Genomic DNA, 12,537 nt, shown 5'->3' on the forward strand with positions numbered 1-12,537 from the left:
TCCCTTTGGTACCAGCACGCGTTGCGGTTACGATCAGAACATGCTCAAAGGCCTATTGATGACGCTCCGCCTGCTGTGGGTGGTGAACTTGCTCACCGGCGCGCTGTACTACTTCCACGTCGCCGTACCGCTCAACATCCACATGTACCTCGGCTTCGCCATCACGCTGGTAATGATCATGATCGGTGTCATGGGTCTTCGATCGGTCATCGGCCTTGCCATTGTGACGATCGTCGTTGGGATCTCGCTGCCGGTCATCGGCATCCTGCAGTTGAAGCACCTGGCCATGCCCGACCTGCCGTACGTCCAGATCACCCACGTGATCCTCGGCGTCGCTGCAATCGCATTGGCTGAAATCACCGGCAAGCGTATCCGGCTTTCCGCGGCCTAACCTGCTATCCTCCTCGCGATGAGCGTGGAAACGAAGCCAGCAACAGCCTCCAACGCAAAGGCAGCCACCGTCGCGCTGGTGCTGCTCACCGCGCTGAACCTGGTCAACTACATCGACCGTTACATCCTGCCCGGCGTGCAGGAGATGGTGAAGTCGGAGTTTCATGTCTCCGACGAACGGATCGGCGCGCTGACGATGTGGTTCTTTGTGACCTACATCGTCACCGCGCCGCTAACGGGCTGGCTCGGTGACCACTTCCCACGCAAGCCGCTCATCGTCATCGGCGCGCTCCTTTGGAGCGGGACCAATCTCTTCACGGCGATGGTGCACGACTTCGACGGCCTGCTCGTGCGACACGCAGCGCTGGGCATTGGCGAGGCCAGCTTCGGCATCTACGCACCGGCATTGCTCGCGGACTTCTACGGACCAGAAGCTCGCAACCGTGCGCTGACTATCTTCAACATCGCCATCCCCGTCGGCGCAGCCATGGGTTACGGCGCCGGCGCATACATCGCGCAGGCGCACGGCTGGCGCAACGCCTTCTACGTCTCGGCAATTCCAGGCCTCGTCATCGCCGTCATCATCCTCTTCGTGATGAAGGAACCCAAACGCGGCGAGACCGACTCCGCCCGCAAAGGCAAGAGCAAGGCCGCCGTCGCGGACCTCATCAGGAACCCCGCGTACCTCACCGCAACCATGGGCTACGCGATGAGCACCTTCACCATCGGCGGCATCAGCGCCTGGATCCCCAGCTTCCTGCAGCGCGAAGCAGGCATGACCGCAGCGCACGCAGGATTCACCGTCGGCGCCATCACCGCCGTGACCGGACTTCTCGGCACAGCCATCGGCGGCTGGTGGGCACAGCGCTGGCTAAGGACCGACCATCGCGCCCTCTACTGGGTCTGCGCCATCGGCCCGGCGATCTGCGTGCCCTTTGCCCTGCTGTGCTTCTTCGGTCCGAGAGCGACCATGCTGCCTGCGCTCGCCATCGCAGAGCTGGCGCTATTCCTCGGCAGCGGACCGGTCAACGCAGCCATCGTCAACTCGGTCAGCGCCCAGGTACGGTCAACGGCGCTCGCCGGCCAACTGCTGCTGATCCACCTCTTCGGAGACGTACCTTCGCCGCGCATCATCGGCTTCGTCAGCGACCGCAGCAACCTGCGCTGGGGCCTCGGCGTGACGGTCTTCGCCCTCGTCGCATCGTCGCTCTTTCAATGGTTCGGCTCGCGCTACGCGCCAGAAGATAGTGGTGTCAAAGCTGTCGCAGTCTGACGGTCCAGACAACAGCGGGACGCGATACTATTCCGCTATGTCTACACCTACTGAGCAGGGCGTCGCCGAGTACTTTGCCGCAATTCGCGCTATGGACGTTGAACGTTGTGTCGCCGTCTTCGCTCCCGAAGCCGAACAGCACGATCCTGTAGGCACGCCAGTAAACGTCGGCCACGAGGCCATCCGCGCCTTCTTCACCGGTATCTTCACCGGGTTTAAGACCGTCGGCCTCACGGAAGACCTGGTCTTTGTCAACGGCAACTCCGCCGCAGCGAAGTGGACGGGCAAGGGCATTGCACACAACGGCAAGTCCGCAACCTTCGAAGGGATCGATGTGCTGGACTTCAACGAAGATGGAAAGATCGTTCAGGCCCGCGCTTTCTGGGATCCCGCTCCAGTCATGGACGCGATCGCAGACTGAGCGCCACGCCTGAAACGTCCAAACTGCGCCATACGATGGTTCGAAGACTATCGAACCATCATCTAATCCGTATGAGCAGTCTTTGCGTCTCCGTTCTGGATCTGGTTGGCATGAAGCCCGGCGAAGCCGCCGGTCAAGCCATCGCACGCACCGTCGAAACCGCGCAGCACGTCGAGCAGTTGGGCTATGTGCGCTACTGGCTGGCCGAACACCATAGCATCGCCGGCCTGGCCTGTTCCGCAACGTCAGTGTTGATCGGCCATGTCGCGCAGCAGACCTCGACGATCCGCGTCGGCAGCGGCGGTGTCATGCTGCCGAATCACGCCCCGCTTGTCGTGGCAGAGCAATTCGGCACGCTCGCGTCCATCTACCCGAACCGCATTGATCTCGGCCTCGGACGCGCTCCGGGTTCTGACCAGCCGACGATGCGCGCGATGCGCCGCGACGTGCGCACGACGGGTGATGACTTCCCGGAGTTGGTGGCGGAGGTGCAGCAGTATTTGGGTGCGCCGCGGCCCGGACAGATCGTCCACGCAATCCCCGGCGAAGGTACGCGTGTGCCCATTACACTGCTCGGATCAAGCGGCTTCAGCGCGCAGCTTGCCGGGCAGATGGGCCTGCCCTTCGCCTTCGCCGCGCACTTCGCGCCGCAGTATGCGCAGCAGGCGATGGAGCTCTACCGCAGCAACTTCCGCCCGTCGGAATGGCTCGACAAACCATATGCAATGGCGGGTCTGCCGGTCCTCGCAGCCGATACCGAGGCGCAGGCAAAGCGCCTGCTGACGACGCCGCAGCAGCGCTTCCTATCGCTGGTGCGCAACCAGGCAGTCGAACTCAAGCCGCCGGTCGACAGCATGGACGACCTATGGAACACGGGCGAACGCGAGGCCGTGGAAGCCCGTCTGGCACTGGCTGTTGTGGGCGATGCGGCTGCGGTGCAAGCTCGCCTGCAGCGCATTGCGGATTGGCTGGGACTCGATGAGATCCTGGCGGTCACCGACACGTTTGAGCAGGCGGATCGTCTGCGGTCGTACGAAATCCTGGCGGATGTGGCGAAGGGGATTGCAGTGCGCGAGGCGGTTGCGGCGTAGTTCTTACGAGGAAATGGAAAGGGCGACTGCATTCGCAGTCGCCCTTTGTACTGCTCGAAATGAAGCGGTTATGCGCTGATCAGTTCTTCAACCTGCGCCTTGCCGTAATGGCTCTTCACATAGTCATCGAGGATGACTTTGAACTCGTCCACGATGTGATCGCCTTTCAGCGTCATGGCCAGTTTGCCGTCGATGTAAACAGGCGCCTTCGGCTCCTCAAACGTACCCGGCAGCGAGATACCAATGTTGGCATGCTTGCTCTCACCAGGGCCGTTGACGATGCAGCCCATCACAGCCAGCTTCATCTCCTCAACACCCGGGTACTTGACCTTCCAGTCCGGCATCGACGTGGTGATGTAGTTCTGCACCTGCTCCGCCAGCATCTGGAAGTAGGTGGATGTCGTACGGCCGCAGCCGGGGCAGCTTGTCACCTGCGGCGAGAAGCTGCGGATCGACAGCGTCTGCAGAATCTGCTGCGCGCAGCGCACTTCCTCGCTGCGGTCGCCGCCCGGTGTTGGCGTCAGCGAGACGCGGATGGTGTCGCCGATACCCTTCAGCAGCAACGGCGCCAGACCCGCAGTGGAGGCGACAACGCCCTTCATCCCCATGCCGGCTTCGGTCAGGCCAAGGTGCAGCGCAAGATTCGTGCGCGAGGCAAGCTCGGTGTAGACGTCGATCAGATCGTTCACGCCGCTGACCTTTGCCGAGAGGATGATCTGGTCGGGACGCAGGCCGTAGCGCTGCGCGGCCTCGGCATTGTCAAGGGCCGACCGCACCATCGTCTCCAGCATGACGTCGCGTGCGGGCAGGGGAGTGGCGGAACGGCTGTTCTCGTCCATCATCTTCGTCAGAAGCGCTTGGTCCAGCGAACCCCAGTTGACCCCGATGCGGACAGGCTTCTGGTGCTTCACCGCGACTTCAATCATGGTCCGGAAGTTGTCATCGTCCTTGCGGCCAATGGAGCAGTTGCCAGGATTGATGCGGTACTTCGCCAGCGCCTCGGCGCAGGCGGGATACTTTGCCAGCAGCTGATGGCCGTTGTAATGGAAATCGCCAATGATCGGCGTCTCCCAGCCCTTCGCGCGGATGCCTTCCACGATGTACGGCAGAGCCTTTGCGGCCTCGTCATTGTTCACCGTAACGCGAACCATCTCGCTGCCGGCGCGAGCCAGCGCAGCAATCTGCTGAACGGAACTTTCAACGTCCGCGGTATCAGTGTTGGTCATGGACTGGACGACAACCGGCGCATCGGAACCGACGCGAACGTTGCCAATCTTCACAGTCACAGCCTTGCGGCGGGTGATCTCGGGCATGGGAACCTCACCCATAAGTTTACCAAAGGGCGACACGCACACCGTTTACACTGTCAGGAAGTGGCCCGGTAGCTCAGATGCATAGAGCGGCGCACTCCTAAGGCGAAGGTCGCAGGTTGGACTCCTGCCCGGGTCACCACTTAAATCAAAATTCACGGTTCTCGAAGATCCTGCTCTGGGTCGGACGATACTGTTCTCGCAACCTTGGAACTGAGTCCGCGCCGCCGTTCCTTCGGACGCCGGTCTCGGAACGGCGGCACGATCCACACGAGGCGGCCGCCAATGTTACTGACATCCCCAACTTGCCGTGGAATGGCACTGGCTTGCGTTTACGCAGAAGCGGAGCGGTCCACTGTCTCTGGCATTGGGTGACTCATACCGTCGCCGAGCACTCAGCGTCGGTGTGGACCGGCTGTCATAGCTCAAAAGGTCTGCATAAGCGGAAAAAGATGACGATGTGCGCCCTAATGCAGACCTAAGGAAATCCTCACAGCCCTTGCATTGACCGCAGGCGATCCACCTGCGAAATTGTGCTGGGCAATAGACAGTCGTCCGCGGTTGTCTGAGCTTCGGCCTTTATGGCGCGATCTCCGCGCAACAGGCCGCTCCACCCTTTCAGTCCTGAGCATCGACCGGAACGGTCAATCGCCCAGTAGTCGACACTCGCTCTTCAAACCCTGCGTGGAAAGCAACGATGGCAAACACTCCCCTGATTCGTGATGTTCTTACTGTCAACCAGACAGTCCAGCAGTTCTATGACACCTTCGAGGGCGAGGGGCCCGTCTTCCTGCTGGGGCGGGTGGTTGAACATGAGCCGGGCTTCAAGCTCACCTTGAAGGACCGTGCCCTGATCATTGTTGCCGATACCTACGACGGCAACGGTGGCTCCATCGATGGGAGCGGTCACAGCAAAAATCCCGCTGCACCTGTCGCGGGCGGAAGGGGCGCGGACGGTGAGAACGCGAAAGTCCGGAAGGTCGGCGCTACGTGGGTTCCCGCTGGCTCCGGAAGAAACGGCGGCTCCGGAGGGAACGGCACGAGCGGATCACCAGGGACCGATGTCACCATCTTTTGCCGCACGGGCAGCGCGATTCGCATCGACGTCGCCGCAACCGCCAGTGCACCCGGGGGCGATGGTGGGAATGGCGGTGGCGGGGCAGACGGTTATATCGGCCACATGGACGACTCAGGTCAGATCGTCGATGCCTATAACGGCACACGTGGCGGTTGGGCAGGTAGAGGCGGCGCCGGTGGTAATGGTGCGAACGGTGGCACGGTAACCATTCTCTCGACGGCACCGCTACCAGCCCCTCAGCTCACCTTTGGAGGGACACCAGGATCCGTTGGAGGTCGTGGCGGAAGGGCTGGCCGAGACGGCAATAACAGTCCGGACCTTCCTGAGGGAGAGGAACCTAAGCCTGCGCGCGGCTCCGATGGCGCGCATGGGACAGACGGGACAAACCCGCAGCCCGAAATCGTTGTCCTCGCAGAAAGTGACTACGTCCAGCGCATGTACGCGCTTCTCGATTCTGACCCGGTCTGGAACTTCAATAACTTCTGGGCTCCTTTCCGAATCAACGCAGGCGAATACTATTTCCGGAGATTTCAGCCGGCGGACCCCGACGACACGAACGGTCAATTGGCCGCCCGCGAATTCGCGGCTGCGTTGGAGATGCAGTGGAATAACACTGAAGCGAGTCGTCTCCTGCGGTTGCTGCAATCTGGGAGCAATGCACTCGGCATCCCCCGGTACCAGGACGTCGTGCCGGACTTCAATCGGTATTCCTCCGCTTACAACAGCATCACGACGTTGGTCTCCAGCTTCTTCAATGCGGGTATCGCACAGATCATTGCCGCCGTTCAGTTGGGCGCGCTGCAGAACCTTCTGACGGCACAGAAAAGAGTTGCCGAAGATGCAGTCGCGACGGTGACCGCCGACCTAAGCTACGTCCAGGCGGAACAGGAGGGCGCTGAAGCTGAGGTCAAGTATCTGCAGCAGCAGCTTGACGAGGCCAACGCGGAGATTCAGAAGTCGCTTGAATCCATGAAGTCGGAAAGCTTCAGCATCACAGGCTTCATCGGAACGGTGGCTGAAGTCGGCGCGGCGATCGTAAGTGTTGTAGCTGCCATACCCACCGCAGGAGCCAGCCTGGTTGCACTGGTACCCGCAGTGATCGCTCTCAGCTCAACGGTTCTAAAGGATGCGCCTTTCATTCTGGATGCCGCAGTGGCCGGGCAGAAGCCTGATCTGGATGACATCGAGAAGGCATCGAAGCAGGTCGGCAAGAAAGTGCAGGAGGTCGTGGCAGCCGGCCAGACCGTGGTCAACTTCGTGAAGCTCATCGAGAAAATTTCGGCAGGCTCTACGCCTGCCAATGCTGAATCGGTGGCTTTGATCAAACACGGAGCAGAGCTTGCGCATCAGTTGCTGGTCGCAAAGAACAAGGTCGACCTGAATGCGCAGAAGATTGCAGCGACCGAGGCGCGTCTCGGCCGCACGCAGGGAATCCTGGACTACATACGCAGCACACCTGCACTCGACGCGTCGTCGGTTCGCACTGCAGGTCAGCAGGCGATTGCAGCCGCCCTGTTGCAAGTCGACACGCTGCTCACCTTCGCATTCCTCGCGCAACGCTCCTTCGAAATTTACACCTTGCCATCCGGTACGCAGCCGCTTCCGCTGCTCGATGCCGGCTCGGTACATCCCGACATAGTCGCTGCGTATCAGGATGGTCTGCCGAACACGGAACTCGCGATGGTGCAGGCCTACCAGAATGCCTGGAACACGTTGCTGAATCCCCTTGGCATACAGCGCGCGTACGTCGACTATCTGCAACGCGATATTCAGACTGAGGTTTTACGCAGGGAGTTCGCCGTGGCCGATTTTCCCGAGTTAGTCGAGCAGCTAAGCACCTCTCGTGTCCTGCCTTTTCAGGTCACGCTCGACTCCATCTCTCAGAAACGCAAGGAGACGAAAATTCGCGGAGTCGCTGTGGCGTTTGTTGGTGCGTCCTCCACCAGTTCCGTCATCTCGTGCGAGCTGTGGCACGGGACGCGCTACGACCAGGTGGGTCCGGCTTCGGTCAAAGCGGCAGGGTATCCCAATGGCATACCTGTTTCTTCGCTGCTGGATGCGAAGTCAAAGAACCTGCAGGCTCCTGTCACGCCGCTTGTGCTTGCGCCAGTACATTTCGGGGATGACGAACCGATCGATGCGCCGCAGCAGGTTCCGTACTGGGGCCGGGGAGTCTGCGGCGCCTGGGAGGTGCGTCTGCCTGAGCATCAGCCCGGGAATGAAACGGTTGATCTGGCAAACCTTCAAAAGGTGCAGGTCTGGATTGGCTATCAGTACGTGCCCAATCCTTAGTCCCAGGATGCCTCAAATCAAATCGCGGCGCGAGGGTAGGAAATGAACCTGTGCTTACCGCAATCCGACACCTCCAGGTGTACTCAACGAACGTGACCCGCGGTAAATCCCAAGAAAGAAGTTGCTCAAGGAACAGTTGATCATGTCCAACGTTGCCAAGACAGTGAAGGTGTTGTCAGTGCGAAACACCGAAGATTTCGTCATCGTTACATTCGACGACGGGCAGGAATTCGCATACCCCGCTTCCATCCTGCACTCCGTCATCCCTCCGAATCCGATAGTCGCGCGTCAGGTACAAGAGATCATGTTGCGCACAACTCGTGAGAAGACACAGTTTGTTCACTGAGTCCTACACAGGACAGCTCGGATCGACCGTGACGCATGTCCAGGCTGTGCTTCCTTACGTCGAGACGGTCGCCGATAAGTGAAGGGGCGGCGCTAGAGATAAGCAACTAGCGCCGCCCGGGAAACACCGACCGACATCGATTCTTACGGACGTCGTGTCGCAGTTTTTTGACGGCTGGCTTCTGGAGCGATCGTGACTGTATCGCGCAGCCTGATGTCTTCCGACGATGACCCGACCATGAAGTTGAATGCACCCGGTTCCACGCGGAAGTTGTGGACCGCGGTGTCGTACCAACCCAATGCTGACGTCGGGATGGAAATCGCGACGGCTTTGCTTTCACCGGGCTGCAGAGTCACACGCTCAAAGCCTCGGAGGGTGCGCAGTGGTTGCACCTCGGAGCTTTTCACCTGGTGCGAATAGAGCTGGGTTACTTCAGCGCCTGCACTTTGTCCCGTATTCGTGAGCGTAAAGCTCACCGTTACGTTTGCGTGATCTCCGGATGTCTGCGTCACCTTCAGCTTGCTGTAGTCGAAGTGTGTGTAGCTGAGCCCGTGACCGAACGGATACAACGGAACGCCTTTGAAGTACTGATACGTATAGCCACGCGACACGTCATATTCATTCTGTGGCGGCACACCATCCAGGTTTGCGTATACGGTGTACGGCAGATGGCCACCAGGATTGTTCAGGCCGAAGAGCGTGCGCGCAATCGCAGCGCCGCCAAGCTCACCGGGATACCACGCGCTCAGGATGGCCGGCACATGATCGTGCGCCCACGTGACACCCAGCGGCCCGGCGTTCATCAGTACTAAGGCCACCTTCGGGTTGGCTGCGTAAACGGCCTCGAGCAAACGCTGCTGCGCACCAGGCAAGTTCAAGTCGCGACGATCACGACCCTCCGCTTCCACCTGAAGATTCGTTCCAAGGCACAGCACGACGACGTCGCTCTTGCGCGCCAGGTTCGCAGCACGCTCAATCTCCTTGTCGTCTGCGAGATCAACGTAGCCAGCTCCCTTCTCGTATTCGACCTTCACGCCGCTGCCCAGCAAGGCACGCAGGCCCTCGGTGACGCTGGTCTTGACTGCGGGCGTGCCGTAGTAGTTTCCGGTCTCGTACGCTTCACCACCGGCGGGGCCAATCACGGCCACAGACTTCACCTGGTCGCGCTGCAACGGCAGGAACTGACGGCGGTTCAGCAGCAGCGTCATCGATTCTTCGGCCACACGCTGCGACAGATCCCGGTGCGCCTGGGAGCGCACCACATCCATGCCAATCCTGCTGTACTTGCTTGCCTGCGGCGGATCGTAGGCTCCTAGTCGGAAGCCGACACGCAGCACATTACGCAGTGCGCCATCCACGTCTTTTTCGGTGAGGAGTCCTCGTTGCACGGCGAGCGGCAGGTTCGTTTCGAACTCTACGTCATCACTGTCATTGCCAGCACGGATTGCTGCTGCGGCTGCGACGACGGGATCTTCTGAGAAGTGCTGGCCGGGCTCTGAAGTGTTGGTTGCTCGTGTGCCAGAGAGCAGGGCTACCGCTCCCAGATCGTCGGTGACAAAGCCGTCGAAGCCCCACTTCTTTCGAAGAACATCGGTCAACAGCCAGTGGTTCACCGCGTCGGGCATGCCATTGATGGCGTTGTAGCTCGACATGACAGATTGTGCGTGTGCTTCCATAATGGCGGCGCGCCAGTGCGGCAGCCAGAACTCGAAGAGGTTGCGCTCGTCCACATCCGCGTTCAGGTGTTGACGTCCACTCTCAACGTTATTCACTGCGAAGTGCTTCACAGTCGCTGCCAGCTTCAGGTGTTGCAGATCGTCGCCTTGCAGTCCGCGCACATAGGCCACGCCCATGCGGCCCGTCAGCAGGGGGTCTTCGCTGAATACCTCCTGAATGCGGCCCCAACGTGGATCGCGGCTGATGTTGATGACGGGCGAGCGGTAGACCAAGCCATGGGGTGTGCGTGGCCCCTCGGCATGCGCGTTGTAGAGGGCGCGCGCCTCATCGCTCATGGCATCCGCGACTGTGTGCACCAATTCAGGATCCCAGGTGGCGCCCATCGCTGTCGGGATAGGGAAGAGCGTGGTTGGCTGCTTGGACCACACGCCGTGCAGCGTCTGGTTCCAACCTCCCCACATCGGCAAGCCCAGGCGCGGCACGCCACGATTGGTGTGGTTCAGCTGCATCGCCTTTTCCTGCAGCGTGAAGCGCTTGATGAGATCGGTAATGCGATCCTCGATCGGCCTGCTCATGTCCCGATAGACTTCCCCGCCGGATGCCGGGGCGTTGCTCCCTTGCGCAGACGCAGACACGCACGAAGCCACGCTCAATAGAACAGCAGCCGTTGACAGTGCAACCGATCGCAGATGCATTACTTTCTCCTTGGTTCTGGTGCTTGTTATGACTTCGCGGCGCGCAGTACTTCCACTACGGACGACATGTCCTTTTCGCCAAAACCCTCTTGCTGCGCCCGCTCGAACAAGTGCTCTGCGGTTGCCGCCGTGGCCAGTGGAACTCCATAGGCCTCGGCTGCAGTCTGTGCGTAGCTGAGGTCTTTGCGCATCAGGTCCAGCGCAAAGTTCACCTCATAGGTGCGCTTGGTCATCCGTTCGCTCATGCCGACGAAGATGCCGCTGCCGGGAGCCGCGGTCTTCAGGAACTCCAGAGCAGTGGTGCGGTCAAGACCGTTGCGCTCGATCCATGTGAGAGCCTCGGCGAACGATGCAACCTGCACGCCACAAAGAAAGTTATTGATCAACTTCAGCTGCGCTCCGCTGCCCACCGGCCCCAGCGGCAATACCTGCTTGCTCATCGCGGCGAGTACAGGTCGCGCCTCTTCAATCGTTGCCGCGTCACCGCCGGTGAGGAAGACTAGTTGACCGCCCTCAGCCTGCACGCGGCTGCCGGTCACCGGTGCGTCCAGCAGTCGAACGCCGAACGTGTGTGCCGCCGTGTGGAGCTCCTCGATCCACGCGGGGCTGGCAGTGCTGCTCTCGACAGCGATGGCACCTTTGTCCATCCCTGCCAGTGCGCCGTCTTCGCCGAGCCAAGCCGCGCGACAGGCCGTATCGTCCGCAAGCATGCTGATGACAACTTTCGCGCCCTTCGCGGCTTCCGCCGGTGAACCCGCGGCAATGCCACCTTCCTTAGCGAAAGCTTCTGCCTTTGCAGCCGTGCGATTCCACACGGTTACATCGAAGCCTGCCTTACGCAGGTTTTGAGCCATGCCAAGGCCCATGACGCCCAATCCAAGAACTGTTACTTTCTCCGCCATCTCGATCTCCCTGCGAACTGCGAATGCGTTTGCGTTACTGCATGACCTTCACTTGAACACACGCGGCCAGCGCTTCCTCGGCATGAATGGAGTTTCGTAACGCGCGCCCAAAGCCTTCAAACTGCACCTCTGTCACATCGCCCTCAGCCAGCCTGATACCGCTGCCAAAGGACAATGCATCCGCGCCCAGAAAGTGAACGTGCACCATGCCCGCCTGCCGGTGTCCTGCAAACTTGAAGTGGTGATGCTCCATGTTCGCCAGGCTGTGTGCCATATTCGCTTCGCCGGTACGGATCTGCTTCTCCCATATCGTGCTGCCGGCGCGCAGTACCTTCACGTTGCCGGGTACGTCTTGAAAGTCAGCATTCAGGACAAGCTCCGGTCCCAGGCTGCACTCGCGCAGCTTCGATCCCGCCAGATTGAGGTAGTTCCTGCGCTCGAAGACGTGATCGGAGAACTCGTTGCCGGTGGCCATGCCAATGCGATGGGGTGTGCCGTCCGCAGCGATGACATACACCGTCGCGACCTCTGCTTCTTCACCGCCATCTTCTGCATGGCCAGGAATCGTCAACGCATCGCCGGGCCCTTTCACAACAGAGCCATCTCCCTTGTAGAACCACTCGGGTGCGATGCCGATCAGCCCCTCAGCGGGCCGGCCACCGCGGCGTCCCCACTCGAACATCCGCATGCTGTCCGTCATCTCTGCTTCGTCGACTTCGTCGGGCGTGGTGCCCGCTGCCGCGTGCATCGACTGCCGCTCCCGTGCGCTGCCCAGGTGCGTCAGGCCCGTACCGGAGACCAGCAGCTTTTGCGGATCTCCCGGTACGTCAATTGGAGCAAGCAGCTTCCAGGAATGCGTGCCTTCATACACCGTGTCGTAGGCCATTCGCTCTGTGCTTCGCAGAGACTCCGCCAGCCCGGTAATCTTCTGCCCACTCTCGATGGCACGCAACGCGAGCGCGTACGTCGACGTGACATCGTGTAGCAGGACCAGGTCTGGCTCTTCCACCATCGCAACGCGACGATCATCCCCATTGGCAATCTGTACCAACCGCATCCGTT

Annotated in this window: 10 protein-coding genes and 1 tRNA gene; 7 read left to right on the plus strand and 4 right to left on the minus strand. The window is 60.5% G+C overall.

All coding sequences use genetic code 11. The annotated features are described in order from the left end of the window. Positions 1 to 40: 40 nt before the first annotated feature. From TERRO_RS05330 to TERRO_RS05345, 4 genes are all read left to right on the plus strand, one after another. On the plus strand, positions 41 to 391 hold the full coding sequence (locus tag TERRO_RS05330; protein WP_157178258.1) for a hypothetical protein: 351 nt from the start codon (positions 41 to 43) through the stop codon (positions 389 to 391). Between the two features lie 18 nt (positions 392 to 409). Then, positions 410 to 1,663 carry a spinster family MFS transporter gene (locus tag TERRO_RS05335; protein WP_014784979.1) on the plus strand — a complete coding sequence of 418 codons (1,254 nt, stop codon included), beginning with the start codon at positions 410 to 412 and terminating at the stop codon, positions 1,661 to 1,663. Positions 1,664 to 1,700: 37 nt separating this feature from the next. Beyond that, a complete protein-coding gene (locus TERRO_RS05340) occupies positions 1,701 to 2,084 on the plus strand; it encodes a nuclear transport factor 2 family protein (protein WP_014784980.1) in 384 nt (127 codons plus the stop codon). 71 nt (positions 2,085 to 2,155) lie between these two features. After that, a complete protein-coding gene (locus TERRO_RS05345; protein ID WP_014784981.1) occupies positions 2,156 to 3,175 on the plus strand; it encodes an LLM class flavin-dependent oxidoreductase in 1,020 nt (339 codons plus the stop codon). A gap of 68 nt (positions 3,176 to 3,243) precedes the next feature. On the opposite strand, the gene ispG is transcribed toward TERRO_RS05345, so the two are convergent. After that, entirely contained in the window at positions 3,244 to 4,488 is a 1,245-nt protein-coding gene (ispG, locus tag TERRO_RS05350; RefSeq protein ID WP_014784982.1) for a flavodoxin-dependent (E)-4-hydroxy-3-methylbut-2-enyl-diphosphate synthase, read from the minus strand. A 62-nt stretch (positions 4,489 to 4,550) separates the two neighbouring features. Between ispG and TERRO_RS05355 the strand changes: the two genes are divergently transcribed. From TERRO_RS05355 to TERRO_RS23385, 3 genes are all read left to right on the plus strand, one after another. Next, positions 4,551 to 4,627, plus strand: a tRNA-Arg gene (locus TERRO_RS05355). 555 nt (positions 4,628 to 5,182) lie between these two features. Beyond that, positions 5,183 to 7,855 (plus strand): hypothetical protein, encoded by a 2,673-nt coding sequence (locus tag TERRO_RS05360; protein WP_014784983.1) that lies wholly within the window; start codon positions 5,183 to 5,185, stop codon positions 7,853 to 7,855. Positions 7,856 to 7,997: 142 nt separating this feature from the next. Then, entirely contained in the window at positions 7,998 to 8,201 is a 204-nt protein-coding gene (locus TERRO_RS23385; protein WP_014784984.1) for a hypothetical protein, read from the plus strand. A gap of 143 nt (positions 8,202 to 8,344) precedes the next feature. Here TERRO_RS23385 and TERRO_RS05370 read toward each other — a convergent pair whose 3' ends face one another. Genes TERRO_RS05370 through araD1 form a run of 3 tightly spaced genes read right to left on the minus strand, consistent with a single transcriptional unit; the run spans position 8,345 to position 12,532 of the window. Further along, a complete protein-coding gene (locus tag TERRO_RS05370) occupies positions 8,345 to 10,573 on the minus strand; it encodes a glycoside hydrolase family 3 C-terminal domain-containing protein (RefSeq protein WP_014784985.1) in 2,229 nt (742 codons plus the stop codon). Positions 10,574 to 10,599: 26 nt separating this feature from the next. After that, complete coding sequence (locus TERRO_RS05375) at positions 10,600 to 11,475, minus strand: NAD(P)-dependent oxidoreductase (protein WP_014784986.1); 876 nt, start codon at positions 11,473 to 11,475, stop codon at positions 10,600 to 10,602. A gap of 34 nt (positions 11,476 to 11,509) precedes the next feature. Next, positions 11,510 to 12,532 (minus strand): AraD1 family protein, encoded by a 1,023-nt coding sequence (araD1, locus tag TERRO_RS05380; RefSeq protein WP_014784987.1) that lies wholly within the window; start codon positions 12,530 to 12,532, stop codon positions 11,510 to 11,512. Between the last annotated feature and the right edge of the window lie 5 nt (positions 12,533 to 12,537).

The sequence above is a fragment of the Terriglobus roseus DSM 18391 genome, assembly GCF_000265425.1.
Lineage (GTDB): Bacteria > Acidobacteriota > Terriglobia > Terriglobales > Acidobacteriaceae > Terriglobus > Terriglobus roseus.